This is a genomic window from Rossellomorea oryzaecorticis (genome assembly GCF_038405515.1).
GTDB classification, from domain to species: domain Bacteria; phylum Bacillota; class Bacilli; order Bacillales; family Bacillaceae_B; genus Rossellomorea; species Rossellomorea oryzaecorticis_A.
In genome coordinates this window covers 17420-43162 of record NZ_JBBYAF010000037.1, presented here as the reverse complement: position 1 = coordinate 43162, position 25743 = coordinate 17420, and the positions used below count along the sequence as shown (strand labels likewise).

Sequence of the window (25743 nt, the reverse complement as noted above, 5' to 3'; positions counted from 1 at the left end):
ACCCGTTCCCATGCCGAACACGGAAGTTAAGCTCTTCAGCGCCGATGGTAGTTGGGGGATCTCCCCCTGTGAGAGTAGGACGTCGCCAGGCAAATGTGAGAAAGCAGCTCTTTATGGAGCTGTTTTTTTGTTTTCCACGAAGTGGAGAGAACAGGATGTAGATAGGATTACTATTACTTAATTGAAGTATTAAAGGATATTAGATTTTAGGTGGTTCCAGCGGTTGATTGGAGTGCAAGACGAAGACTCCTGCGGGAGAAGTGGCCAATGTGAGAACCCGGAGGCAAAGCCGAGGAGGCTCACGGGTCACCCGCGGAAAGCGAAGTCTTGCACGGAAATCAAAAGCGGTGTTAAAAAAGTTTGCTTATTAAGCCCGTTTGTTTGTCTATTTTTAATAAAAACCTTCCTTCTTGATGAAAGTACAGGTCATGTTTCCCTTAAAACAGGACCATTTCAATCAAAAACCTCACAAAATCATCACCCAGCCTAAGCTACCAACCAATTTATTATCGAAAATCGACTTCTTATTATCGAAATCAGGGAATGTATTATCGAAAATCAAACTTTTATTATCGAAACCTTAAAATCTATTTTCAAACGTTTGATGTTTTTATCGAACCATTCTCATTATGATCAATTCACACTATTTATTATCAAAAGTGAGCACTCATGCCATGCTTCCCTGCGACTACCCCTCATTACTTTACTGGACAAAACAAAAAAGCCGCCGGAAAGTACTCTTTCGGGAAGCTTCAATTCATCAGAACCCAACAATCATACCGACTTCAAATAATACCAGACCATATTCGTGAATTTGTGGGCGTGTGATTCATTGTCTGTCTCGTTGAATAATTGCTGGAAAGGCTTTAAGAGCGGCTTAAGGACAATTTTACGGATGCGGTCGCGCTGTAATTCATTTATGATGGCATCGAATAAGTCCTGCTGCTCCTCATTGAAGGAACAGTGCTTCTGAAGTCGGTCTGCTAACTCCAATACATCTGCTTTGGTTACAGTGTGTTTATCGATGTTGGATTGCAGTAGGTCGATTGCGGAATGGCTCAGTATCGAAGTATCATTCTTTAACATAAACGGGATAATTAATTCGATATATGACAAGACAACGTCGACCAGCCGCTCTAAAGGAAAGGAGCTGTTCGTCGTTCGCAGGGTAAATAATAAATATTGAAGCATCCCATAGAACAACACAGTACCCTCAAATGAGACCTCCCTGATTTCGTCGCCCATCACTTCGATGAAACGGTTGGACAGCCATTCCATTTCAATCATCCGGTGCTGCATCACCAGTTTTTTTAGATCGGCTTCATTTGAAGACAAGATAGCCTCGAAAAGGACATTTAAATTTCGTTCTTTATTCAATCTTATGAGGATGGTGATTTGTTCGACTAACACATTCCTGTCCTTAGCATCCTTGCCCAGCTGCATCGCGACTCTCTGCTGGCTTGCGTCATAACGTAAATACTCTAATATATCCGTAATACAATCATTTTTGGAAGTGAAATAATTATAGAACGTACCTTTTGATATGTTTGCTTTTTCGATGATTTCCTGGATTGAAGTTTGCTGGAAACCTTTTTCTATAAATAAAGATAATGCTATGTCTGCGACTTTCCTTTTACGATTATTCATACCTTCCTCCAGTCTACTCTCTAAAGAATAGTATAGGTTTCTTATGCTGGAAATACAACGTTTTTATACTAACGGTATAAATATGTTGATTTATTTGAACTGTGGGTATAAAATAGTTCGAGTAATAAAATAAATGATATAAATATAAAGGGATGAGTGTATGGACTCGACAATTCAGCATAATAAACCGCCATATTTAATGTTGGCGATTCTTTTCATAGGGGCGTTCGTCGCATTTTTAAATAACTCGTTATTAAACGTAGCACTTCCATCGATCATGATTGATTTGGAGATAGCTGATTATTCAACGGTACAATGGCTTGCTACAGGCTATATGCTTGTGAGCGGGGTGTTGATTCCGGCGTCTGCATTTCTGATCACACGTTTTTCGAATCGTCATTTAGTGATTACTTCGCTTGCCGTTTTTACATTAGGTACTGCGCTGGCAGCATTTGCGCCGAACTTTGGTATGCTGCTTACCGGCCGTATGGTACAGGCAGCAGGTTCTTCTGTCATGGGGCCGCTTCTGATGAACGTCATGCTGGTGAGCTTCCCGCGTGAAAAACGCGGAGCAGCGATGGGTGTCTTCGGTTTAGTTATGATTACGGCACCGGCAATCGGCCCAACGTTGTCTGGTTACATCGTAGAGCATCACCATTGGCGTTTGCTGTTTGAAATGATTTTACCATTAGCTGTCATGAGTTTATTATTGGCCGTTTGGAAATTCAGAAATGTTATGGAACAAAATAAAGAGGCATCTCTTGATACTCTGTCACTTGTTCTGTCTTGTATCGGTTTTGGCGGATTATTATATGGATGCAGTACGGCAAGTTCCGAAGGTTGGACGGACGCCGTTGTTTTATCTACATTGATTATCGGTGGCATCGCACTAGCTGCATTCATTATCCGCCAATTTAAGATCGATGAGCCGTTATTGGATTTACAGGTGTATAAGTATCCAATGTTTGCACTTGCATCGGTGATTGCAATTGTCAATGCAGTTGCCATGTTCTCAGGTATGATTTTAACACCTGCGTATGTCCAAAGCGTCCGCGGCATTTCACCTTTGGATTCCGGGTTGATGATGCTGCCGGGTGCGGTCATCATGGGAATCATGTCGCCTATTACCGGTAAGTTATTCGATAAATTCGGTCCGCGTGCGTTATCGCTGACGGGACTCGCCATTACAGCCGTCTCAACGTATATGCTCGCAAAGTTGCAGATAGATACAAGTTATACACATATTATCTTGATTTATACACTACGTCTTTTTGGTATGTCCATGGTGATGATGCCGATCATGACGAACGGTTTGAATCAATTGCCTAACCGCCTGAATCCGCACGGAACAGCAGTGAATAATACGGCACAACAAGTATCGGGGTCGATCGGTACAGCAATTCTGATCACCATCATGAACACGGTCGCGAAAACAGAGGCCGAAAGCCTGATGAGCGGTGTCGATCCGGCAACCGTGACAGAGCAATCGACTACCCTGTTGACGCAGCAATCCTTGTTGGCGGGGATTCAATATTCGTTCTATGTAGCACTTGGAATCAATATTGTTGCATTGATATTGGCGCTCTTTGTTAAACACGTAGACACAAGTGAAGAGGCAGTCAATAAAATCGAAAGCCAAAACAAGCCTGCAACCAAACCTGCAACGGTTTAGCAGTGAAAAAGAGAGGTTCTACGACATTGATGAGATTTCATCATAACGTTTTGGAACCTCTTTTTTTAAGACAAAAAAATAGACAAAAGCTGCAGCTAAGCTTTTGTCCAAAATGAAGAAATTTAGAATGAGCCTCATTTTATAAAGATTTTACACGAAGGAAGTGGCGTTTCCTCATGTCGAGGAGTGAAATCTTTATTCATAAGCAAGTCTAATGATAACCGGATAAAAAGTGAAAGCTATTAGAGTAAGATTAGAATTTGATGAGAAATCCATTTAGTGCCCAATGAAAATATGTTTTTTTCTTGATTAAATAGGAAAAACACTAGTAGGGATGATATTTCTAAAAATTGTCACTGCCGGCATAAGGATTAATTTACGTTGAATGGTTCAACTTTTCTCTTTTTTTTAGTAGAATTAATACTTAATTTGGGTATGTGTGGCAGAGGAGGAATGGCAAGTTGTTAGAGAGCAGTGTAATGATGGTCTTGATCATCTTGGTGATAAATATTGTGTACGTGTCCTTTTTTACGATACGGATGATTTTGACCCTCAAAGGTTACCGTTATTTTGCAGCATTCGTTAGTACATTCGAGGTCGTCATTTATGTCGTCGGACTTGGGCTGGTACTGGACAACCTGAATGAGATCCAGAATTTAATCGCGTATGCTGTCGGTTATGGCATAGGTGTGGTTGTCGGAATGAAGATTGAAGAAAAGCTTGCTCTTGGGTATATTACGGTTAATGTCATAACGAAAGAATATGATAAGGCGCTACCGGATCAGCTCCGTTCAAAAGGATATGGCGTGACGAACTGGGAAGCGAATGGCCTGGAAGGAAATCGAATGGCGCTTCAGATCCTGACTCCGCGAAAATATGAAATGAAGCTGTATGCAACGATTAAAGAACTGGATCCTAAAGCTTTTATGATTGCGTATGAACCGAAAACGATCCACGGCGGGTTCTGGGTGAAGACCGTTCGAAATATGCGTAAAGGAAAATCAAAGTATGAGTAAAAAGAAGCTTTTATTTGAAGTGCAGGAGAATGAAACGATCAGTGATTGTCTGGACCGCATGAAAGATGCAGGCTATATGCCTGTCAGAAGGATGGAAAAGCCTGTGTTTAAAGAGCAGAAGGACGGCGGCAAATCAGAAGTTGTCCCTGTTAGACAGACAATTGTGTTCGAAGGAAAGAAAATAGAAGAGTAATTTCGTGTAAATCCGAACATTAATTTTCAGTCATTTAAAATCGTTCGATTATTCGTTGACAGTACCGAAAATTAGCGATATGATAAAGACAAATAAATCGAATACCCTCATATAATAATGGGAATATGGCCCGTAAGTTTCTACCTGGCTGCCGCAAACGGCCGGACTATGAGGGGAAGTGACTGTCTGGATACAGAAGCGTCAATGATGCCCCTGGCTGGAAGGGTTCTTTCTGTACGGTTAAAATACCCAGATCAATTGCTTTCTCTCATTTTGCAGAGATCAATTGATCTGGGTATTTTTTGTGGGAAAATGAGTGGAGGTGCCTGTCACGATATGATAGCGGTTATTATGGGAAGTACATCAGACTGGGAAACAATGAAGCATGCATGTGACATACTGGAGGAGCTCGGGGTTCCTTATGAAAAGCGGGTCGTCTCGGCCCATAGAACGCCAGATTATATGTTTGAATATGCAGAATCTGCAAGGGACAGAGGCATAAAGCTGATTATTGCAGGGGCAGGAGGGGCGGCTCATCTCCCTGGCATGGTAGCGGCGAAAACGACGCTTCCTGTCATCGGGGTGCCGGTGCAATCGAAGGCGCTGAATGGAATGGATTCACTCCTCTCCATAGTCCAGATGCCTGGAGGGGTGCCGGTTGCAACGGTTGCAATCGGCAAAGCCGGTGCAACGAATGCAGGACTGCTCGCAGCCCAGATCCTATCCATAGATGATAAAGAATTGGCAGGCACGTTAGAAAGCAGACGGGAAGCATTAAAAGAGAAAGTGTTGGAAAGCAGTGATGACCTTGAATAAGAAAACAATCTTACCGGGACAGACAATAGGGATTATCGGCGGCGGCCAGCTTGGACGGATGATGGCACTCTCAGCAAAGCATAACGGTTTTCGGATAGCGGTTTTGGATCCTTCTCCTTCTTCGCCTTGTGCGCAGGTTGCGGACCTTGTGATCACAGCTCCAATTGATCAGTATGAAGCATTGGACCGTCTTGCCGAAGCCTCGGATGTCATCACATACGAATTCGAAAATATCGATTACGATGCTCTGAAGTGGCTGTCGGGCAGGGCATATGTTCCTCAGGGCGCTGAACTGATCCGCATTACACAGGACCGCATCCAAGAGAAGGCAGCACTGACGATGTCAGGTGTTGAAGTGGCACCTTATGCAGTAATTCTACAGGAAGAAGACATCTATGATAATATAGAAAAGCTTGGCTATCCAGCTGTTTTAAAGACATCGAGGGGTGGATATGACGGCAAGGGGCAATTCGTGATACGAAGAGTGGAAGAAGTAAGCGAAGCGGCCGTTCTTTTAGAAAATGGACCTTGTGTGCTTGAGAAATGGATTCCTTTTGAAAAAGAATTATCGGTGATTGTGACAAGGAACCCAGATGGTCAGCAGACGCATTTTCCGGTAGTAGAGAATATCCATGTGGATAATATCCTCCATGAAACAATCGCTCCGGCGCGCATCGCTGAAGACATTTCACGTGAAGCGATTGATAAGGCAAAAAAAATTAGCGAGACGCTTGATCTGGTCGGGACTCTTGCCATTGAAATGTTCCTGACGGCAGACGGAATCATTTATATCAATGAACTTGCACCTAGACCGCATAATTCGGGACATTATTCAATTGAAGCGTGCGATTCCTCTCAGTTTGCCCAGCATATCAAAGCGATTTGTAACTGGCCGCTTGTTCAGCCAACCTTATTAAAGAATGCTGTGATGGTTAATCTATTAGGAGAGCATATAGAGCCAATAATGAAGGCCATTCCAAATCACCCGGACTGGTTCATCCATCTGTACGGCAAGGATCTGCCGAAGCCAAAACGGAAGATGGGACATGTCACCCTTCTGACAGAGGATATTGAAAAAACGATGGCTGCTGTGAATGAAGCGGGAATTTGGAACGTGCAGGAAAAGATCGGAGGACGAATGAAATGATTGAACGTTATACACGCCCGGAAATGGGCGCAATTTGGACAGAGGAAAATCGGTTTCAAGCTTGGCTGGAAGTTGAGATTTTAGCTTGTGAAGCATGGGCTGAAATCGGCGACATTCCTAAAGAGGATGTAGCAAAAATCCGTGATAATGCCGGTTTTGATGTCGAGCGCATTAAAGAAATCGAAGCGGAAACCCGTCACGATGTGGTGGCGTTCACACGAGCGGTTTCTGAAACACTTGGAGAAGAAAGAAAATGGGTACACTACGGTCTTACATCAACGGACGTAGTGGATACCGCTCTTTCTTACCAATTAAAGCAGGCGAACGAAATCATCCTGAAGGATTTGGAACGATTCGTCGAGATTTTGAAAAACAAAGCGATTGAGCATAAGCACACGGTGATGATGGGAAGAACGCATGGTGTCCACGCGGAGCCGACTACATTCGGTTTGAAGCTTGCTCTCTGGTACGAAGAGATGAAGCGTAACGTCGAGCGTTTTAAAGCAGCTGCGGACGGTGTGGAATTCGGTAAGATCTCCGGCGCTGTCGGAACGTATGCCAATATCGATCCATTCGTTGAATCATATGTGTGTGAAAAGCTGGGCATCAAGCCTGCACCAGTTTCCACTCAAACACTCCAGCGTGACCGCCACGCCCACTACATGGGTACACTTGCATTGATTGCGACATCCATCGAGAAGTTTGCGGTTGAAGTGCGCGGGTTACAAAAGAGTGAAACGCGTGAAGTCGAAGAGTTTTTCGCAAAAGGTCAAAAAGGCTCATCGGCTATGCCTCATAAGCGTAACCCGATCGGTTCAGAGAACATGACGGGGATGGCGCGCGTGATAAGAGGGTATATGATGACCGCCTATGAAAATGTGCCGTTATGGCATGAGCGCGATATCTCTCACTCATCTGCTGAACGAGTGATTTTACCGGATGCCACGATCGCCCTTAATTATATGCTTAACCGTTTCGGCAATATCGTGAAGAACTTGACGGTATTCCCTGAGAATATGCAGCGCAACATGGATCGTACGCTTGGACTGATCTACTCGCAGCGCGTTCTTCTTGCCCTCATAGATAAAGGTATGGCGCGCGAGGAAGCATATGACACGGTTCAGCCGAAAGCGATGGAAGCATGGGAGAAACAGGTCCCGTTCCGCTCGCTTATCGAAGAAGACAGTGCGATTACATCCAAACTTTCCCCGGCGGAAATTGATGACTGCTTCGATTATAACTATCACCTGAAGCATGTCGATACCATCTTTGAACGCTGCGGATTAGTGGAATAATCTTTTCGACAACTACATAGGGAAGGGGTTTCATAAGAATCCCTCCCTTTTTTTATCCAAATATAGACTGAAGATTGCCAAAATTGTGATTACAGAGGGGGACTTCACATGGAAAAAGGAACGCTTTTATACGAAGGCAAAGCCAAACAGATTTATTCCACAAATGATGAAGAGGTCGTTTGGGTCCAGTATAAGAATTCCGCCACTGCTTTTAACGGGGAGAAGAAAGCGGATATCGATGGCAAAGGGGTTTTGAATAATAAGATTTCGAGTCTGCTATTTTCAAAGCTTGCCGAAAAAGGAATCGAAAGTCATTTTATCAAGCAATTATCCGATCATGAGCAGCTGGTCAAACGGGTGGACATCATCCCTCTCGAAGTGGTCGTGCGGAATGTAATCGCCGGAAGCCTTTCAAAGCGTCTTGGCATTGAAGAGGGGACGGAGATGACGAAGCCGATCATCGAGTTTTATTATAAAAATGATGACCTTGGGGACCCGCTGATTACGGATGATCACATTAATTATTTGGAGATCGCAACGGATGAAGAACGTTCCGTGTTAAGAGAGATGGCTCTCCAAGTAAATGAAGTCCTTCAAGGGATTTTTAAAGAAGCAGGAGTCATTTTAGTAGATTTCAAGCTTGAATTCGGGAAGGACCGTTCCGGAAAAATCCTGCTCGGGGATGAAATATCGCCGGATACATGCCGGTTATGGGATGCAGATACGAGACAGAAGCTTGATAAGGATGTTTTCAGAAGAGATTTAGGCAGTTTAACAGAGGTATATTCCATCATATTAGAACGCTTAGGGGGAAATAGTCTATGTACAAAGTAAAAGTTTACATCACATTAAGAGAAAGTGTATTGGATCCGCAGGGAAGTGCTGTTAAACAAGCCCTTCATTCAATGGAGTTCAAGGCTGTTGAAGATGTGCGTGTCGGAAAGTATATGGAGCTTACTCTTCCATCGACTGTCGAAAATGTGGAGGCTGCGGTTGAAGAGATGTGCCACCGCCTGCTGGCTAACCCGGTGATTGAGGATTACCGATATGAGATCGAGGAGAGTGTGTCTCAATGAAGTTTGCGGTAATTGTTTTTCCAGGCTCAAACTGTGACCTTGATATGTACCATGCGATCAAAGATGAAATTGGTGAAGACGCAGACTACGTCTGGCATGATGACCTTTCTCTTGAAAACTATGATGCCGTCCTGCTGCCAGGTGGATTCTCTTATGGGGATTACCTGCGTTCAGGAGCGATTGCCCGCTTTTCAAACGTGATGAAAGAAGTTGTTCAAGCGGCCGAACAAGGAAAGCCAGTATTGGGTGTATGCAACGGATTTCAAATTCTGCTTGAAACAGGCTTATTGCCGGGGGCGATGCGCAGGAATGACAGCTTGAAGTTCATTTGTAAGACGGTTCCTTTAACAGTTGAGAACAATGAAACGATGTTTACAAGCAGCTATGAAAAAGGAGCAGAAATTCAAATTCCGATCGCTCATGGTGAAGGGAATTACTTCTGTGATGAAGACACGCTTGAGGGACTGCAGGAGAACAATCAAATCGTATTCACCTATAGCGGGAACAATCCGAATGGAAGTGTGGCAGATATAGCGGGAATCACGAATGAGCGCGGGAATGTCCTTGGCATGATGCCTCACCCTGAGCGTGCGATGGATACTTTATTAGGTAGTGAAGACGGGAAGAAACTCTTTCAATCGATTGTCAAACACTGGAGGGAAAAACATGTCGTTAATGCTTGAACCAACCCCATCAAAGGTGAAAGAAGAGCAGCTTTATCGTGAAATGGGATTAACAGACGAAGAATTTTCAATGGTGGAAAACATCCTGGGAAGAACACCTAACTACACGGAGACCGGACTTTTCTCGGTCATGTGGTCAGAACACTGCAGCTACAAAAATTCCAAGCCTGTCCTTAAGAAATTTCCGGTAACAGGCGAGCGTGTTCTTCAAGGACCCGGGGAAGGAGCTGGTATTGTTGATATTGGCGATGATCAGGCAGTGGTGTTCAAAATCGAAAGTCATAACCACCCTTCAGCGATTGAACCTTATCAAGGCGCGGCGACGGGTGTCGGGGGCATTATACGCGATGTATTCTCGATGGGAGCGAGACCCATTGCCCTCCTCAACTCTTTACGCTTTGGAGAACTGGATTCTCCTCGTGTTCAGTATCTATTTAAAGAAGTAGTGGCAGGCATCGCAGGCTACGGAAACTGCATCGGCATCCCGACGGTCGGAGGGGAAGTGCAATTCGATGCTTCGTACGAAGGGAACCCTCTCGTCAATGCGATGTGTGTGGGATTGATTGATCATAAAGATATTAAAAAAGGCCAGGCGCACGGTGTCGGCAATACGGTCATGTATGTGGGTGCTAAAACCGGACGTGACGGAATCCATGGCGCAACATTTGCTTCAGAAGAATTGAACGAAGGGTCTGAAGAGAAACGACCTGCCGTTCAAGTTGGGGATCCATTCATGGAGAAGCTGCTTTTGGAAGCATGTCTTGAGCTTGTCCAAAACGATGCGCTCGTTGGGATTCAGGATATGGGGGCGGCCGGTTTGACCAGCTCGTCTGCGGAGATGGCGTCTAAAGCAGGTTCTGGGATTGAAATGAACCTTGATCTTGTCCCTCAGCGTGAAAGAGGCATGACGGCATATGAAATGATGCTCTCGGAATCACAGGAGCGCATGCTGATCGTCGTTGAAAAAGGGCGTGAACAGGAGATTGTCGACCTGTTTTCAAAATATGACTTAGAAGCGGTATCGATCGGAAAGGTAACGGATGATAAGCGGCTTCGCCTTCTTCATAAAGGGGAAGTGGTTTCGGATGTCCCGGTTGATGCACTCGCGGAGGAAGCACCCGTCTACCATAAACCATCTGAGGAAGCGGCTTACTATAAGGAATTTCAAGCGATGGAAACGCCGGTGCCGCAAGTAGAAGATTATAAAGAGACGTTGGTGGCTTTATTGCAGCAGCCGACGATTGCAAGCAAAGAATGGGTCTATGATCAATACGACCATCAAGTAAGAACGAGTACGGTTGTCAGCCCGGGCTCTGATGCGGCGGTTGTGCGTGTGCGCGGTACAAGAAAAGCACTGGCGATGACGACGGATTGTAATTCACGCTATTTGTATTTGGATCCTGAAGTCGGCGGGAAGATCGCCGTGGCGGAAGCGGCACGGAATATCGTGTGTTCGGGCGGGATCCCGCTTGCGATTACAGACTGCCTGAACTTCGGTAACCCGGAGAAGCCTGAAATCTTCTGGCAGATTGAGAAGTCTGTGGACGGAATGAGTGAAGCATGCCGCGAGCTTTCCACACCGGTCATCGGCGGGAACGTATCACTTTATAACGAATCGATGGGTACAGCTGTTTATCCGACGCCTGTTGTCGGGATGGTCGGATTGGTGGAAGACCTCGATCATATTACGACTCAATCCTTCAAGGAAGCGGGAGACTTAATTTATACCATCGGGGAAACACGTGCGGAATTCGGCGGCAGCGAGCTGCAGAAGCTGACAGAAGGAAAGATCTTCGGCCAGGCACCTGCGATTGATTTGAAAGTCGAGCTTCGCCGTCAAATGCAGCTTTTAGAAGCCATCCAAAAAGGATTGGTAGCCTCGGCCCATGATATTGCGGAAGGCGGCCTTGCTGTTGCCCTTGCGGAATCTGCGTTCGGCACAAAAGGATTGGGAGCTGAAATCTTTGTTAACGGGGATTGTCATGTATCGGAGCTGTTCAGTGAAACACAATCACGCTTCCTGGTTTCTGTTAAACCTGAGAACCGTGAAGAGTTTGAAAGGCTGGTAGGGGAAGCGAAGACAGTAGGAGCAGTAAAGGAAGATGGTGAGATCACCGTCGCATCCCGCCAAGGGGAGATCCTTATACAAGCGACTGCAGAGGAGCTTGAATCAGCCTGGAGAGGAGCGATTCCATGCTTGCTGAAATCAAAGGTTTAAATGAAGAGTGCGGGGTGTTCGGGATATGGGGGCACCCGAATGCTGCACAAATTACGTACTACGGCCTTCACAGTCTGCAGCACCGCGGACAGGAAGGAACGGGGATCATCGTTTCGGACGGCGACACGCTTCGCGGCCATAAAGGGGAAGGACTCGTAACCGAAGTGTTCCAGGAAGGTTCGATCGAGAAGCTCACAGGTGACGGGGCGATCGGTCACGTCCGCTATGCGACTGCAGGGGGCGGAGGCTATGAAAATGTCCAGCCTCTCCTTTTCAACTCGCAGAGCGGCGGACTTGCACTTGCCCATAACGGAAACCTGGTCAATGCGAACGCCTTGAAGCACCAGCTTGAGGGGCAGGGCAGTATTTTTCAAACCACTTCGGATACGGAAGTGCTTGCACATCTGATCAAAAGAAGCGGATATGCACAATTGAAGGACCGGGTGAAGAATGCACTGACGATGCTGAAGGGTGCTTATGCATTTCTGGTCATGACAGAAACAGAAATGATGGTGGCGCTTGATCCTCATGGTCTTCGCCCGTTGTCTCTGGCAAAGATTGGGGATGCATATTGTGTGGCATCTGAAACCTGTGCTTTTGATATCGTCGGCGCGGAATTCGTCCGTGACATCGAACCGGGGGAGCTCCTGATCATCAATGATGAGGGAATCACATCGGAACGGTTCAGCTTTTCAAATGGCAATGCGATGTGCACGATGGAATATGTGTATTTTTCAAGACCGGACAGCAATATCCAAGGCATCAATGTTCATTCAGCGCGTAAACGGATGGGGATGGAGCTTGCGAATGAAGCACCGATCGAAGCGGATGTTGTTACGGGGGTGCCTGACTCAAGTATTTCAAGTGCCATCGGCTATGCGGAAGCATCGGGAATCCCTTATGAAATGGGCCTTATCAAGAATCGCTATGTCGGACGTACGTTCATCCAACCTTCCCAATCCCTTCGTGAACAGGGTGTAAAGATGAAGCTTTCGCCGGTAAGAGGGGTAGTGGAAGGAAAGCGGGTCGTGATGGTGGATGATTCCATCGTGCGCGGAACGACGAGCAGGCGGATCGTCAGCATGCTGAAGGAAGCGGGAGCAAGGGAAGTACATGTCTGCATCAGCTCCCCTCCGATTAAGAATCCATGTTTTTACGGGATTGATACGTCGACTCATGAAGAACTAATTGCGTCTTCTAATTCAGTAGAAGAAATGCGAGAGATCATCGGTGCGGACTCATTGACGTTTTTAAGTACAGAGGGTGTATTGAAAGCGATCGGGCGCGATGATTCTTCAGAGAACCGCGGTCAGTGCCTTGCGTGCTTCACAGGGAAGTATCCGACTGAAATCTACCCGGATACTCTTCATCCGCATGAAAAAGAGCTTGTGAAATAGGGGGAGATCGAGATGGCAAATGCGTATCGCCAGGCAGGCGTAGATATAGAAGCAGGATATGAATCGGTCGAACGGATCAAGAAACATGTGAAACGGACGGCACGCGAAGGCGTACTCGGGCAGCTGGGCAGCTTCGGCGGTATGTTTGACCTGTCACAGCTTGGTTTAAAAGAACCGGTGCTTGTGTCTGGGACGGACGGGGTCGGGACGAAGCTCAAGCTTGCGTTCATGGCTGATAAGCACGACACGATTGGCATCGACTGTGTCGCGATGTGCGTGAATGATATTGTCGTTCAAGGAGCGGAGCCGCTTTATTTCTTAGATTATATAGCGACCGGAAAGGCTCATCCGGCAAAGATAGAAGGTATTGTAAAAGGAATTGCGGACGGATGTGAAATGGCAGGCTGCGCACTGATCGGAGGAGAAACTGCCGAGATGCCGGGGATGTATACAGATGAAGAATATGACATCGCCGGATTTGCAGTGGGAGCCTGTGAAAAGAAAGAAATTGTGACGGGCGAGAACATTTCTGAAGGAAATATGTTAATCGGACTGGGTTCGAGTGGTATACACAGTAATGGATACTCTTTAGTACGGAAGATCTTTTTTGAAGATCATTCTTTCTCTTTGGAAGAATCTTTACCGGAATTAAACACCACACTAAGGGAAGCATTGCTTACACCGACGAAAATATATGTGAAACCGGTGCTGGCTGTATTGAATCAGTATAATATCAATGGAATGTCGCATATCACAGGCGGAGGGTTTATTGAAAACATTCCGCGGATGCTGCCTGAGGGGCTGGGAGCTGTCATCAATGAAGGCAGCTGGGAAGTACCCGGCATTTTTGGCGCGCTGAAGCAGTATGGAGGGATCCCGCAGGAGGAAATGTACAATATCTTCAACATGGGGATCGGCTTTGTATTGGCGGTGGACGAAAAAGACGCAGAAGGTATCATTGATATATTGAAGAGTCAGGGAGAAACAGCCTGCATCATCGGTAAAGTTTCTAAAGGTGAAGGAGTACAATTCGTGCAAAAACCGAGTCAGTAATGGAGGCTGAGTCATGAGACAGATTGCCATTTTTGCTTCAGGAAGCGGAAGTAACTTTCAAGCATTAGTAGATGCTGTTCAAGGTGGTACCCTAAAAGCCAACATCAGGCTTTTGGTATGTGATCAGCCCGGTGCCTTTGTCATCCAAAGAGCACAGTCAGCAGGAATTCCTGTTTTTGCATTCCGGGCAAAAGACTATGAAGATAAACAAGCATTCGAACGTGAGATTTTGCATCAGCTCGAACTTGAGGGTGTGGATTTTATTGTACTTGCAGGCTATATGAGGCTGGTCGGTCATACGTTGCTTGAAAGCTTCGGCGGCAGAATCGTGAATATTCACCCGTCGCTTCTGCCTGCTTTTCCGGGTAAAGATGCGATTGGGCAGGCACTTGAAGCCGGAGTGAAAATCACAGGGGTGACCGTTCATTATGTAGATGCCGGGATGGATACTGGTGAAATCATCGAACAGGAAATCGTCCGCATATCAACAGGGGAAACGCGGGATTCACTACAGGAAAAGATCCAGCATGTCGAACACTATTTATACCGGACCACCCTGAACCATCTCTTCCTCACCACAGGCTACTGAACGCAGCTGCAATCACCCTTGCTTTATCGTGGTAGTGTGGTAAAGTGGTGAGGGACGGGCCTTGAAACAGGCAGATAAATAGTGATTATCAGAGGAGGAGCCATATGAAAAAAAGAGCGTTAATCAGTGTTTCAGATAAAAGTGGAATCGTTGAATTTGCTCAAGAGTTGAAACAATTGGGGTACGAAATCATTTCGACCGGGGGAACCAAGCAGCTTCTCATTCAAAATGATGTTGAAGTCATGGGAGTGGAAGAGGTAACAGGCTTCCCGGAGATCCTTGAAGGCCGTGTGAAAACCCTTCATCCATCCATACACGGTGGACTACTTGCCAAACGGGGTGAAGAGTCCCATCGCCTGCAGCTTGAAGAACAGGGGATCGAAGGCATCGATCTTGTATGCGTGAATTTGTATCCTTTCCAGCAAACGATCGTAAAGCCGAATGTCGGGGTTGATGAAGCGATTGAGAACATTGATATAGGCGGGCCGACAATGCTTCGTGCCGCAGCAAAGAATCATGCTTACGTGACCGTCGTTGTTGACGCAGTCGACTACGATTATGTGATTGCAGAATTAAAGCTAAACGGAGAGGTTTCCCACGAAAACCGCCGGAAACTTGCTGCGAAAGTGTTCCGCCATACAGCAGCGTATGACGCGCATATCGCCGGGTATATGACAGAAGTATCCGGAGAGGAGAATCCGGAACGCCTGACATTGACATATGAACTGAAACAAAGCTTGCGCTACGGAGAGAATCCTCATCAAAAAGCTTCCTTTTATCGAGCGCCTCTTGGTTCTGAATTTTCGGTTGCGATGGCCAGGCAGCTGCATGGGAAAGAGCTTTCCTATAATAACATCAATGACGCAAACGCAGCCTTGCAGATCGTAAAAGAATTCACCGAACCCGCTGCGGTCGCTGTCAAGCATATGAACCCATGCGGAGTTGGGGTGGGTGAGACGCTTAACGAGGCGTTCTCAAAAGCATACGAAGCGGACTCCACTTCCATATTTGGAGGCATTGTGGCATTGAACCGCGTCGTTGACGAAGAAACGGCAAAACTGCTTCATGAAATCTTCCTGGAGATTGTCATCGCCCCCTCTTTCAGTGATGAAGCATTTGAGATCCTTTCAAGCAAAAAGAACATCCGTTTATTGACGGTACCATTTGAATCCACTCACAAACTAGAGGAAAAGATCAGCACAGTGGAAGGCGGCCTTCTTGTTCAATCCGATGATACTTTTACGCTTGATGATGCGGATGTAAGAGTCGTCACTAAGCGCGAGCCGACTGCAGAAGAATGGGCCAGCATGACATTGGGCTGGAAAGTTGTGAAACATGTAAAATCAAATGCTATCGTTCTGACTGATCCTCAAATGACCGTCGGCGTGGGAGCGGGTCAGATGAACCGTGTCGGTGCAGCCAAGATTGCAATTGAGCAGGCTGGAGAAAGAGCTGTCGGATCAAGCATGGCCTCAGACGCTTTCTTCCCTATGGACGATACCGTAGAAGCCGCAGCCAAAGCGGGCGTAACGGCCATCATCCAGCCAGGCGGCTCCATACGTGATGAAGACTCGATTAAAAAAGCGGATGAGTACGGAATTGCAATGGTGTTGACTGGGGTTCGTCATTTCAAACATTAGGATTATCGGCTGGTTGGTGCCAGGCACGGATTGGGATTTTTTGTGCCAGGCACGAATGATGTAGTTGAGCCAGGCACAAATGATGCAGTTTGAGCCAGGCACGAATGATGTAGTTGAGCCAGGCACGAATGATGTAGTTTGAGCCAGGCACAAATGATGTAGTTTGAGCCAGGCACGAATGATGTAGTTTGAGCCAGGCACAAATGATGTAGTTTGAGCCAGGCACGAATGATGCAGTTTGAGCCAGGCTCAATTAGGCCGATTAGATCCAGGCCCCGCTTAGGGTGAGGAGACCTGATGAAGCCCCACTGATATATGGTGTACCAGGTACAACCACCACGATTTGTACCTGGTACAGTCATCCATTCAAACAATCATTCCACCCCTCTCATTCAATAAAAATGGGGGCATTCATTCATAAGGAGGCTTTTCTATGAGGGTACTTGTAATCGGGCGAGGCGGCCGTGAACATGCCATCGCTAAGAAGTTAGCTGAAAGCGAGAGTGTAACACACGTATTCTGTGCACCTGGTAATCCCGGGATGGCGGAGATCGCAGAGCTTATCGCTGTAAAGGAAACAGACAGTGAAGCGCTGATTTCACTCGCGAAAGAGAAGAAGGTTGACTATACGATTGTCGGCCCAGAAAATCCTTTGCTGGAAGGAATTGTAGATGATTTTCAAAATCATGGATTAAAGATATTCGGACCGACAAAAAATGCTGCGATTATTGAAGGCAGTAAATCTTTTTCAAAAGAATTAATGAAGAAATATCAAATACCGACTGCTCAATATGAAGTATTTACAGAAATCGAAGCTGCTGAAGCCTATATCAAAAAAGCAGGGGCTCCGATTGTCATCAAAGCAGACGGACTTGCAGCAGGTAAAGGCGTGGTTGTGGCCCAGACGGAAGAAGAAGCGATGGGGGCTTTACGGGAAATGCTCCTCAATAAAAAATTCGGTGATGCCTCTGTGAAAGTGGTCATTGAAGAATGTCTCATGGGAGAGGAATTTTCCCTGATGGCATTTGTACGGGGCGAAAAGGTGTATCCAATGGTGATCGCTCAGGACCATAAGCGGGCATTCGATGGAGACCAGGGTCCGAACACTGGCGGAATGGGTGCTTATTCACCGGTCCCTCATATTTCAGATGAAATTGTGAGAGAAGCTATAACTACCGTGCTTTTACCAACGGCCAAAGCGATGGTTAAGGAAGAACGCTCATTTACGGGTATTCTGTATGCGGGGCTCATGCTTACAAGCGATGGTCCAAAGGTGATTGAATTCAATGCACGCTTTGGCGATCCTGAAACACAGGTCGTCCTTCCGCGATTGAAATCCGACCTGGGGCTGATTATCCGGGATTTGCTGGAGGACCAGGAGGTATATCTGGATTGGAAGGAAGAAGCGGTCCTTGGAGTGGTGCTGGCTTCAAACGGATATCCTGATGGGTATGAAAAAGGCGTCAGTCTTCCAAAGCTGCAAAATCTTATGCAAGACACCCTCGTCTATCACGCCGGTACAGCCCTGAATGAAGAAGGGAAACTGGTTACTGACGGTGGCCGGGTGCTCTTAATAGCTGCAGAAGCAGACACAGTGGAAACAGCTTATCAATCTGTTTACGAACAATTGAACAGACTTGAGTGCCCGGGTCTCTTTTTCAGAAGGGATATAGGCAAAAGGGCTATCGAACACGTCTCTTCCTAGTTCTGCGGATAAACACATAAGCAATCGCGATAATTCCGCCGATCAGTGAAAATAACACATAAGACATATCAGTCAAATACTCCCAAAACATAACACGCAACTCCTTTACTGAATAATTTAACACTTTAACGTAACGAGGGACGGGCCTTTAGTAAGATAAAGGACGTCCCTTCTTCATTAGATTTGGGTGAATCCCTGGTTATCGAAGCTGCCCGTTTTGCTTGAGGATGAACCGGGGTCGCCGTTTAGTGCTTCCTGGACTTCCTTATTGGTCAGTTCTTCCGGGTTGAAGTCGGCGTCTTTCTTGGCCATGTTGGATTCGGCTGTATTTCTATGGCTGTCAGGACTGCTGAACGTCTGGCCTTCGTTTTTCTTTTTGTCTGAGTTCAGCATTTCTTTGACATTGAACATGTCCATCGCTTTAAAGTTTCCTAAACCTTTTGACTTTTTGTTCCCGTCATTGTCGCCGCTTTTATCTAAAAGGTCAGTAACAGGACAGTAGCGCAAAATTCCTTCGCCCACTTTCATGGCTCCGATCATTGCCATTACCAGATACGAATCTCTCCATGGACGTTTAACAAGCTTGGCCGTTGTCCATGTCAGAATCGTTAACCCCACCGTAATTCGTATTAAAGCATTGATAATCCCGATGTTTGATGATACTTTCATTTGTAAACTCCTCCTTAATAGAAAATTCACATTATTGTTGTAAACCTTTAATGCGTTAAAAGACAAAATATGTTAACATAAATGAAAGCCCTTTCTTTGATGAAGAAAACTCCATAAACTGAGTGTTAGGGCGATTTCAAGTGTTTTTAAACCTTTCAACCAACAAACATACAAAGAACGAATATAAATCAACAGACAATACCATTCCACCAGAGGAGTGTTCGCCTTGGAACAGCGCTACAGATGGAAGAACAAACAACTGCGGGAACACGTACAAGTTCTCGACGGAGAGAGATCTCCAACCATCCTTTTGAAAAATGCAACATACCTGCATTCAACCCTGAAGAAATGGCTGCAGGGTCATATCTGGGTGTACGAGGACCGTATCGTTTACGCTGGTGACCGGCTGCCTGAACTCACGGAGGAATGTGAAATTGTGGATTGTACATCACAATTCCTTGTGCCTGGATATATCGAACCGCATGTACATCCGTTTCAGCTTTATAATCCCCAATCTTTTTCCGAGTATGCATCCCAAACAGGTACAACTACATTTGTGAATGATAACCTAATGATGTTTTTACAGTTGGAAAAAAAGAAAGCGTTTTCTTTGTTGAAGGAATTTAACGCACTGCCATACTCAATGTACTGGTGGACACGCTTTGACTCACAAACCGAAATGGTGGACGAAGACACTACCTTCTCTAATGGAGATGTGAAGTCGTGGCTGGAACATGATGCGGTTGTACAGGGCGGGGAGCTGACTGCCTGGCCGAGACTTTTAGAAGGAGACGATCTTATCCTTCATTGGATGCAGGAAGCCAAAAGAATGGGGAAAATCGTCGAGGGTCATCTTCCGGGATCATCTGATAAAACAATCGCAAAGCTGGGTTTGCTCGGAATCGACGGAGATCATGAAGCGATGACAGGGGAAGATGTATATAAGAGGCTGATTCAAGGATTGACGGTGACACTTCGCCATTCATCGATCAGGCCCGATCTGCCGGACCTTTTGGACGGTCTTCAGGAAAAAGGGATCGACAATTATGATTCCCTCCTGCTTACAACAGACGGCTCCACACCTGCTTTTCATGAAGAAGGTGTCTTGAATATGTTAATCAAAATGATCATTGATAAAGGCATTTCACCGATCGAAGCATACAATATGGCCAGCTACAATGCCGCAAACTACTATAACTTCACTCACCTGCATGGAATGATCGCAACAGGAAGAGTGGCCAATATCAATTTTCTAAGCAGTAAAGAAAATCCGACGCCGGTATCAGTCCTGTCAAAAGGAAAATGGGTACTGAAAAATAGTAAGCCCGTCGAACATAATGAGACGATTCATTGGGAAGAACATGGCTTCACCCCATTGTCACTGGATTGGAACGTAACGAATGACGACCTGCAGTTTTCCATGCCTTTTGGAATTGAAATGGTGAACGGTGTGATCACCAAGCCTTATTCAATCAATATCAATCCATCCACTGACGAGCTTTCGACAGACCATGACCAGTCTTTCCTGATGCTCTTGGACCGGAACGGGAAGTGGAGAATCAGCACAATGCTGAAAGGCTTCTCTGACAGGGTGAAGGGATTTGCGTCTTCATATTCCAATACGGGAGACATCATCTTGATCGGGAAAAGCAAATCGGATATGATTGCCGCTTTTGATCGAATGAAAGAAATGGGCGGAGGAATCGTCCTTACTGAAGACGATGAAGTGCTGCACGAGATTCCGCTCCCGCTCAGCGGCCTTCTTTCCAAAAAAGATATGCCGGAGCTGATTGAAGAAGAGAAGACACTGAAAACATTATTGTCGGAACGGGGTTACAAATTTGCGGATCCCATTTATACTCTGCTCTTTTTACAATCAACTCACTTACCTTATATACGGGTGACACAAAAAGGAATCTATGATGTAATGAAGAAAACGGTACTCTTTCCAACGATAATGCGTTAAAATATGAAAGTGTAAAGATATTAAATAGGGGTGTTACGATTCATGCTTAAAAAGCCACTTATTATTTTGTTAAGTGCACTGACCCTCGCAGCTTGCAGTTCTGATAAAGAAGAAGCAGGAAAGAAACCTGTGAAAGAAGAGAATGCTGCACCCGTGGCTAAAGAAAATGTTGAGAATGTGATGAAGTTTCAATCACCTCTTACTGGTGAAGAAATGAAGGAAGAGCCAACCGATCGTTCGGTCGCTGTCATGGTAAATAATCACCCGAAAGCAAGGCCTCAATCTGGTCTTTCCAAAGCGGATATTGTATATGAAGTTCTGGCAGAAGGAGATGTGACAAGGTTCCTTGCCATCTACCAAAGCAGGCAGCCTGAGGAAATCGGACCGGTACGAAGTGCAAGGGATTATTACATAGACCTTGCTAAAGGCTACGACAGCCTTTATATCGCCCACGGCTATAGTCCGGACGCAAAGGTGAAGCTTGAAAGCGGGGAAATCGACCACTTAAATGGTATCAGGTACGATGGGACGCTTTTCGAGCGTGCAAATTTCCGGAAGGCGCCCCATAATTCATATATTTCTTTTAAAGATATTTTAAAAGGGGCTGAATCCAACGATTTCCCGATGGATACGCCTCCACAATCGTTGAGCTTTTTATCTAAAGAATCAGTGAGCGGAGAAGAAGCAAATTCCATCATGATTTCTTACTTTAATAACCCGCAGTTTGATGCCGTCTACGAATACAATAAGGACGAAGGCAAATATGAACGCTACTCGAACGGGGAACAGACAAAGGATTACGATACGGAAGACCCCGTACTGCTTGAGAACATCCTGATTGCCGAAGCACCGCATAGAGTCATAGACAGTGCCGGCAGAAGGGATATCGATTTACAATCAGGGGGCAGCGCTTATCTCATTCAGGAAGGGAAGCTCCGTGAGGTACAGTGGAAAAACGAAGATGGGAGAATCCTTCCATATGAAAACGGCAAACAAATCCCGCTGATCAAAGGCTCGACCTGGATCAACATCATACCGGACTCTCCTGGTTTATCAGGATCTGTCTCGTATCAAGAATAGTGAAGGAAAAGGAGACTACTTATGCAAATAAATAAATTAAGAGGGAAAGAACTGGATCAGCTGTTCAATGCCATTCTTTCTCTGCAGGATATGGAAGAATGCTATCGTTTCTTTGATGATTTATGTACGATCAATGAAATTCAATCCCTTGCCCAAAGACTTGAAGTGGCGCGCATGCTTCAAGAAGGCAAGACCTACCATAAGATTGAAACAGAAACGGGAGCAAGCACCGCAACGATTTCCCGTGTCAAACGCTGCCTGAACTATGGCAACGATGCGTACCAGCTTGTGCTGGACCGTGTACATGAAAAAGAAGAAAAATAATAGATGAGCCGTTATCTTTAGGGATAGCGGTTTTTTTATTGATTTGAAATTGTAAGGGTGTAGGGGGTAGTGCTGGTTTGAAATTGAATTTTAGGGTGGAATGTGCGGTTTATGTATCAGATTTAGAAGTTTTTCATGATCAAGGAGAGAAAGGGAGCTCTGGAGGCGGGGCCGGAGGGTGATTTCACCCGAGCCAGTGGCTGGAGAGTCTGGATATGATCCTGATCCGGAGAGTTATGATCCTGTTTCAGGATTTATGATCCGATCCGTGAAAATATGATCCTAAATCACGATTTATGATCCCAATTCGAAATTTATGATCCTAATCCAAATTTTATGATCTTATAAGAATCATTCTAAAGAAGCGGACCGGCAAACCCTCATCACCAGCACCTACTGAAAAACGTCCATCAAACCAGCCAAATTTCATTTTTTAACAAATGACGAGGTAATGCGACTCCCTTCTGCACATGATATAATACGTTAGATGGATGTATGAATGGGGGAACATTGAATGTATGATGTCCAAAAGTGGAGCCATGTGTTTAAGCTGGATCCAAATAAACATATAGATGATGAAGAGCTGGAAGCTGTATGCGAATCTGGAACGGATGCGATCATTGTAGGGGGAACGGACGGTGTAACCCTCGAAAAGGTTCTTGATTTAATGGCGCGGGTAAGACGCTATACAGTTCCTTGTATTCTGGAGGTTTCAAATTTGGAGTCGATTACACCAGGGTTTGATTTGTACTTTATTCCGATGGTGCTGAACAGCTCCAATATGGACTGGGTTACGGGCCTTCATCATCAGGCGGTTAAGGAATATGGGGAGATCATGAATTGGGATGAAATCCTTGTTGAAGGCTATTGTATATTGAACAGCGAGTGTAAAGCGGCGAAGGTGACGGAAGCGAATACGGAGCTGACAAGTGAAGAAGTCGCTGCGTATGGCATGATGGCGGAAAAAATGTTCCACCTGCCGATTTTTTATCTGGAGTACAGCGGTACATACGGAGATATAGAAACAGTGAAAGAAGTGAAAGATTCACTTGAGAATACGACGCTATTCTACGGAGGCGGCATCAGGACGGTTGAGCAGGCGAGGGAAATGGCCGATGTATCAGACGTGATTGTCGTTGGGAATAGTGTATATGAAGATTTGAAAGAAGCGTTAAAAACGGTAAAAGCAGTCAAGGGATAAGAATCGTACTGGAGGTTCCATCCTCTTGAGATATAATAGAAGACAAATACAGAACGTATGTTCGTTATGGTGGTGAGAATGTTATGCAATTTTTGACTGATCGGTTATTGAATGGAATGAATCCGGAGCAGGCAGAGGCTGTGAAGGCAACAGAGGGTCCTTTATTGATCATGGCAGGCGCGGGATCCGGAAAGACAAGAGTGCTGACGCACCGGATTGCGTATCTTATGGTGGAAAAAGGAGTGAATCCTTATAATATCCTGGCGATTACCTTTACGAATAAAGCGGCCAGGGAGATGAAGGATCGTATCAGCAGAATCCTCGGCGGAGCGTCTGAAGATATCTGGATTTCGACGTTCCACAGCATGTGTGTGCGTATTTTGAGAAGGGACATCGACCGAATCGGGATGAATCGTAATTTTACCATTTTGGATTCGACGGATCAGCAGTCCGTGATCAAATCGATTTTGAAAGCTAAAAACATCGACCCGAAGAAATTCGATGCCCGTTCGATCCTTGGGTCCATCAGTTCTGCCAAGAATGAACTGACCACTCCCGAAGAGTTCTCCAAAACAGCGGGTGGCTATTATGACCAGGTAGTGTCAGATGTTTATACAGAATACCAGAAGCGTCTCCGCAAGAATCAGGCACTCGACTTTGATGACTTGATCATGACGACGATCCAGCTGTTTCAGCGTGTACCTGAAGTGCTGGAATTCTATCAGCGTAAGTTCCAGTATATTCACGTAGATGAGTATCAGGATACCAACAGAGCACAATATATGCTCGTTAAACTGATGGCTTCACGATTTCAAAACCTTTGCGTGGTAGGGGACTCCGACCAATCCATTTATCGCTGGCGCGGTGCGGACATCGCCAATATCCTTTCATTTGAAAAAGATTATCCGCGCGCCAACGTCATTCTCCTTGAACAAAATTATCGTTCGACGAAACGTATATTACAAGCGGCGAATGAAGTGATCCAGAAGAACTCGAACCGGAAGCCGAAGAACCTTTGGACAGAGAATCATGAAGGTGAAAAGATATCTTATTACAGAGCGGATTCCGAGCAAACAGAAGCGCAATTTGTAACAGGGAAGATCAAGGAAATGATGGAAAGCGGCAAACGAAAGTATTCTGACTTTGCCATTCTTTATCGTACGAATGCCCAGTCCCGTGTAATGGAGGAAGTTCTTCTTAAATCGAATATTGAATACTCCATCGTCGGCGGCATCAAGTTCTACGATCGTAAAGAGATTAAGGATATCCTTGCCTACCTGCGTTTAATTGCCAACCCGGATGATGATATCAGCTTACAGCGTGTGATCAATGTGCCTAAACGAGGGGTGGGTGCGACCTCGATTGATAAAATCGCCCGTTACGCACAGGATCATGACATTTCTATGTTCTCTGCACTGGAGGAAGCCGATTTTATCGGACTCAGTCCAAAAATCACAAAATCCGTGATTGAATTCAAAGAGATGGTCAAAGGCTATACGGGCATGCAGGAGTACTTATCGGTAACGGAGCTCGTAGAAGAAATACTTGAGAAATCAGGATACATCGAAATGCTGAAAGCAGAAAAATCGATTGAATCCCAGAGCAGACTGGAAAACTTGGATGAGTTCCTGTCCGTTACGAAAAGCTTCGAACAGTCGAATGATGACAAGAGTCTGGTTGCGTTCTTGACGGATCTTGCATTAGTTGCTGATATTGATAAGTTAGATGACGACGATCAGCCTAAGGATTCGGTCATTCTGATGACTCTTCATGCTGCAAAAGGGCTTGAATTCCCAGTCGTATTCCTGATGGGGATGGAGGAAGGTGTATTCCCTCACAGCCGTTCACTTATGGAGGAAGACGAAATGGAAGAAGAACGTCGTCTTGCATATGTGGGAATCACCCGTGCAGAAGAGGAACTTTATTTAACGAATGCACAAATGAGAACCCTTTTTGGACAAACCAAAATGAACCCTGTATCCCGGTTCATCAAGGAAATCCCCGCGGATCTGTTAGACGATGTAATGGCTGAAAGCAAAAGCCAAAGCCCATTCTCTTCGTTCGGCAGATCAACCGGAAGCGGGCCGTCCCGTCCAGCTCCAAGGAAGCCTGTAACCCGTCCTGTCGTCCAAAAAACAACCGGCGGAGAATCAGTATCCTGGCAGGTAGGAGACAAAGCATCCCACAAAAAATGGGGAACCGGTACCGTCGTAAGTGTAAAAGGCTCCGGAGACAGCGTCGAACTCGACATCGCCTTCCCAAGCCCAACAGGAATCAAACGCCTATTGGCCAAGTTTGCACCGATAGAAAAAGCCTGATATAGATTTGTTAAAGATATATTGTCAGAGTTTAAGGT

23 protein-coding genes, 1 rRNA gene and 1 riboswitch are annotated in these 25743 nt (G+C 45.6%); of the genes, 21 read left to right on the top strand and 3 right to left on the bottom strand.

What is annotated here, in order from left to right:
• Positions 1 to 91 (top strand): 5S ribosomal RNA (gene rrf / locus AAEO50_RS16570); the annotation flags it as partial.
• Between the two features lie 683 nt (positions 92 to 774).
• Here rrf and AAEO50_RS16565 read toward each other — a convergent pair.
• Positions 775 to 1647 carry a TetR/AcrR family transcriptional regulator gene (locus tag AAEO50_RS16565; RefSeq protein ID WP_341985419.1) on the bottom strand — a complete coding sequence of 291 codons (873 nt, stop codon included), beginning with the start codon at positions 1645 to 1647 and terminating at the stop codon, positions 775 to 777.
• A 160-nt stretch (positions 1648 to 1807) separates the two neighbouring features.
• Here AAEO50_RS16565 and AAEO50_RS16560 point away from each other — a divergent pair, with 160 nt between their 5' ends.
• The 15 genes from AAEO50_RS16560 to purD all read left to right on the top strand — a co-directional run bounded on the left by AAEO50_RS16560 (position 1808) and on the right by purD (position 18147).
• A complete protein-coding gene (locus AAEO50_RS16560; RefSeq protein ID WP_341985418.1) occupies positions 1808 to 3319 on the top strand; it encodes a DHA2 family efflux MFS transporter permease subunit in 1512 nt (503 codons plus the stop codon).
• 482 nt (positions 3320 to 3801) lie between these two features.
• Complete coding sequence (locus AAEO50_RS16555; protein WP_425383215.1) at positions 3802 to 4335, top strand: DUF2179 domain-containing protein; 534 nt, start codon at positions 3802 to 3804, stop codon at positions 4333 to 4335.
• The gene (locus AAEO50_RS16550; protein ID WP_341985415.1) at positions 4328 to 4528 is read left to right on the top strand and encodes an NETI motif-containing protein; all 201 of its coding nucleotides are present in this window, start codon (positions 4328 to 4330) and stop codon (positions 4526 to 4528) included. The genes AAEO50_RS16555 and AAEO50_RS16550 overlap by 8 nt, the downstream gene beginning before the upstream one ends.
• Before the next feature lie 87 nt (positions 4529 to 4615).
• A riboswitch (purine riboswitch) is annotated at positions 4616 to 4717 on the top strand.
• A gap of 147 nt (positions 4718 to 4864) precedes the next feature.
• Positions 4865 to 5344 carry a 5-(carboxyamino)imidazole ribonucleotide mutase gene (gene purE, locus AAEO50_RS16545; protein ID WP_341985414.1) on the top strand — a complete coding sequence of 160 codons (480 nt, stop codon included), beginning with the start codon at positions 4865 to 4867 and terminating at the stop codon, positions 5342 to 5344.
• Positions 5331 to 6491: a 5-(carboxyamino)imidazole ribonucleotide synthase gene (gene purK / locus AAEO50_RS16540; protein ID WP_341985413.1), complete on the top strand. Its 1161-nt coding sequence runs from the start codon at positions 5331 to 5333 to the stop codon at positions 6489 to 6491. Before purE ends, purK begins: the two co-directional genes overlap by 14 nt.
• Entirely contained in the window at positions 6488 to 7786 is a 1299-nt protein-coding gene (purB, locus tag AAEO50_RS16535; RefSeq protein WP_341985412.1) for an adenylosuccinate lyase, read from the top strand. The genes purK and purB overlap by 4 nt, the downstream gene beginning before the upstream one ends.
• Positions 7787 to 7894: 108 nt before the next feature.
• Positions 7895 to 8620, top strand: coding sequence for a phosphoribosylaminoimidazolesuccinocarboxamide synthase (purC, locus tag AAEO50_RS16530; RefSeq protein ID WP_341985411.1), 726 nt, complete (start codon positions 7895 to 7897; stop codon positions 8618 to 8620).
• Entirely contained in the window at positions 8608 to 8862 is a 255-nt protein-coding gene (purS, locus tag AAEO50_RS16525; RefSeq protein ID WP_341985410.1) for a phosphoribosylformylglycinamidine synthase subunit PurS, read from the top strand. Before purC ends, purS begins: the two co-directional genes overlap by 13 nt.
• Entirely contained in the window at positions 8859 to 9545 is a 687-nt protein-coding gene (purQ, locus tag AAEO50_RS16520) for a phosphoribosylformylglycinamidine synthase subunit PurQ (protein WP_341985409.1), read from the top strand. The genes purS and purQ overlap by 4 nt, the downstream gene beginning before the upstream one ends.
• Entirely contained in the window at positions 9529 to 11763 is a 2235-nt protein-coding gene (purL, locus tag AAEO50_RS16515; protein ID WP_341985408.1) for a phosphoribosylformylglycinamidine synthase subunit PurL, read from the top strand. Before purQ ends, purL begins: the two co-directional genes overlap by 17 nt.
• Positions 11739 to 13160: an amidophosphoribosyltransferase gene (gene purF, locus AAEO50_RS16510; protein ID WP_341985407.1), complete on the top strand. Its 1422-nt coding sequence runs from the start codon at positions 11739 to 11741 to the stop codon at positions 13158 to 13160. The genes purL and purF overlap by 25 nt, the downstream gene beginning before the upstream one ends.
• A gap of 12 nt (positions 13161 to 13172) precedes the next feature.
• A complete protein-coding gene (purM, locus tag AAEO50_RS16505) occupies positions 13173 to 14213 on the top strand; it encodes a phosphoribosylformylglycinamidine cyclo-ligase (protein ID WP_341985406.1) in 1041 nt (346 codons plus the stop codon).
• A gap of 13 nt (positions 14214 to 14226) precedes the next feature.
• Positions 14227 to 14802, top strand: coding sequence for a phosphoribosylglycinamide formyltransferase (gene purN / locus AAEO50_RS16500; RefSeq protein ID WP_341985405.1), 576 nt, complete (start codon positions 14227 to 14229; stop codon positions 14800 to 14802).
• A 104-nt stretch (positions 14803 to 14906) separates the two neighbouring features.
• Positions 14907 to 16442, top strand: coding sequence for a bifunctional phosphoribosylaminoimidazolecarboxamide formyltransferase/IMP cyclohydrolase (gene purH / locus AAEO50_RS16495; protein WP_341985404.1), 1536 nt, complete (start codon positions 14907 to 14909; stop codon positions 16440 to 16442).
• A gap of 433 nt (positions 16443 to 16875) precedes the next feature.
• Positions 16876 to 18147, top strand: a complete 1272-nt coding sequence (purD, locus tag AAEO50_RS16490) for a phosphoribosylamine--glycine ligase (protein WP_341985402.1) — start codon at positions 16876 to 16878, stop codon at positions 18145 to 18147.
• On the opposite strand, the gene AAEO50_RS16485 is transcribed toward purD, so the two are convergent.
• Both AAEO50_RS16485 and AAEO50_RS21430 read right to left on the bottom strand, forming a co-directional pair.
• Positions 18125 to 18238: an EYxxD motif small membrane protein gene (locus AAEO50_RS16485; RefSeq protein WP_341985401.1), complete on the bottom strand. Its 114-nt coding sequence runs from the start codon at positions 18236 to 18238 to the stop codon at positions 18125 to 18127. The two genes, purD and AAEO50_RS16485, sit on opposite strands and share 23 nt — an antisense overlap.
• 86 nt (positions 18239 to 18324) lie before the next feature.
• Positions 18325 to 18816: a YgaP family membrane protein gene (locus tag AAEO50_RS21430; protein ID WP_425383214.1), complete on the bottom strand. Its 492-nt coding sequence runs from the start codon at positions 18814 to 18816 to the stop codon at positions 18325 to 18327.
• A 226-nt stretch (positions 18817 to 19042) separates the two neighbouring features.
• Here AAEO50_RS21430 and AAEO50_RS16475 point away from each other — a divergent pair, with 226 nt between their 5' ends.
• The 5 genes from AAEO50_RS16475 (at position 19043) to pcrA (ending at position 25705) form a co-directional block, all read left to right on the top strand.
• Positions 19043 to 20782, top strand: a complete 1740-nt coding sequence (locus tag AAEO50_RS16475) for an adenine deaminase C-terminal domain-containing protein (RefSeq protein WP_341985400.1) — start codon at positions 19043 to 19045, stop codon at positions 20780 to 20782.
• Between the two features lie 42 nt (positions 20783 to 20824).
• Positions 20825 to 21862: a DUF3048 domain-containing protein gene (locus AAEO50_RS16470; RefSeq protein ID WP_341985399.1), complete on the top strand. Its 1038-nt coding sequence runs from the start codon at positions 20825 to 20827 to the stop codon at positions 21860 to 21862.
• 21 nt (positions 21863 to 21883) lie between these two features.
• Complete coding sequence (locus tag AAEO50_RS16465) at positions 21884 to 22186, top strand: YerC/YecD family TrpR-related protein (RefSeq protein WP_175986597.1); 303 nt, start codon at positions 21884 to 21886, stop codon at positions 22184 to 22186.
• Between the two features lie 514 nt (positions 22187 to 22700).
• A complete protein-coding gene (locus AAEO50_RS16460) occupies positions 22701 to 23387 on the top strand; it encodes a heptaprenylglyceryl phosphate synthase (RefSeq protein WP_341985397.1) in 687 nt (228 codons plus the stop codon).
• An 83-nt stretch (positions 23388 to 23470) separates the two neighbouring features.
• Positions 23471 to 25705, top strand: coding sequence for a DNA helicase PcrA (gene pcrA, locus AAEO50_RS16455; RefSeq protein WP_341985396.1), 2235 nt, complete (start codon positions 23471 to 23473; stop codon positions 25703 to 25705).
• Positions 25706 to 25743: the final 38 nt, after the last annotated feature.

What these genes read in the sequence shown, in the direction of transcription:
- AAEO50_RS16465 (WP_175986597.1), top strand. Translation starts at nt 21,884, where the DNA reads ATGCAAATAAATAAATTAAGAGGGAAAGAACTGGATCAGCTGTTCAAT.
- purM (WP_341985406.1), top strand. Translation starts at nt 13,173, where the DNA reads ATGGCAAATGCGTATCGCCAGGCAGGCGTAGATATAGAAGCAGGATAT.
- AAEO50_RS16550 (WP_341985415.1), top strand. Translation starts at nt 4,328, where the DNA reads ATGAGTAAAAAGAAGCTTTTATTTGAAGTGCAGGAGAATGAAACGATC.
- pcrA (WP_341985396.1), top strand. Translation starts at nt 23,471, where the DNA reads ATGCAATTTTTGACTGATCGGTTATTGAATGGAATGAATCCGGAGCAG.
- purQ (WP_341985409.1), top strand. Translation starts at nt 8,859, where the DNA reads ATGAAGTTTGCGGTAATTGTTTTTCCAGGCTCAAACTGTGACCTTGAT.
- AAEO50_RS16460 (WP_341985397.1), top strand. Translation starts at nt 22,701, where the DNA reads ATGTATGATGTCCAAAAGTGGAGCCATGTGTTTAAGCTGGATCCAAAT.
- purK (WP_341985413.1), top strand. Translation starts at nt 5,331, where the DNA reads ATGACCTTGAATAAGAAAACAATCTTACCGGGACAGACAATAGGGATT.
- AAEO50_RS16555 (WP_425383215.1), top strand. Translation starts at nt 3,802, where the DNA reads ATGGTCTTGATCATCTTGGTGATAAATATTGTGTACGTGTCCTTTTTT.
- purC (WP_341985411.1), top strand. Translation starts at nt 7,895, where the DNA reads ATGGAAAAAGGAACGCTTTTATACGAAGGCAAAGCCAAACAGATTTAT.
- AAEO50_RS21430 (WP_425383214.1), bottom strand. Translation starts at nt 18,816, where the DNA reads ATGAAAGTATCATCAAACATCGGGATTATCAATGCTTTAATACGAATT.
- AAEO50_RS16565 (WP_341985419.1), bottom strand. Translation starts at nt 1,647, where the DNA reads ATGAATAATCGTAAAAGGAAAGTCGCAGACATAGCATTATCTTTATTT.
- purE (WP_341985414.1), top strand. Translation starts at nt 4,865, where the DNA reads ATGATAGCGGTTATTATGGGAAGTACATCAGACTGGGAAACAATGAAG.
- purF (WP_341985407.1), top strand. Translation starts at nt 11,739, where the DNA reads ATGCTTGCTGAAATCAAAGGTTTAAATGAAGAGTGCGGGGTGTTCGGG.
- purL (WP_341985408.1), top strand. Translation starts at nt 9,529, where the DNA reads ATGTCGTTAATGCTTGAACCAACCCCATCAAAGGTGAAAGAAGAGCAG.
- purB (WP_341985412.1), top strand. Translation starts at nt 6,488, where the DNA reads ATGATTGAACGTTATACACGCCCGGAAATGGGCGCAATTTGGACAGAG.
- purD (WP_341985402.1), top strand. Translation starts at nt 16,876, where the DNA reads ATGAGGGTACTTGTAATCGGGCGAGGCGGCCGTGAACATGCCATCGCT.
- AAEO50_RS16470 (WP_341985399.1), top strand. Translation starts at nt 20,825, where the DNA reads ATGCTTAAAAAGCCACTTATTATTTTGTTAAGTGCACTGACCCTCGCA.
- AAEO50_RS16485 (WP_341985401.1), bottom strand. Translation starts at nt 18,238, where the DNA reads ATGTTTTGGGAGTATTTGACTGATATGTCTTATGTGTTATTTTCACTG.
- AAEO50_RS16560 (WP_341985418.1), top strand. Translation starts at nt 1,808, where the DNA reads ATGGACTCGACAATTCAGCATAATAAACCGCCATATTTAATGTTGGCG.
- purH (WP_341985404.1), top strand. Translation starts at nt 14,907, where the DNA reads ATGAAAAAAAGAGCGTTAATCAGTGTTTCAGATAAAAGTGGAATCGTT.
- purS (WP_341985410.1), top strand. Translation starts at nt 8,608, where the DNA reads ATGTACAAAGTAAAAGTTTACATCACATTAAGAGAAAGTGTATTGGAT.
- purN (WP_341985405.1), top strand. Translation starts at nt 14,227, where the DNA reads ATGAGACAGATTGCCATTTTTGCTTCAGGAAGCGGAAGTAACTTTCAA.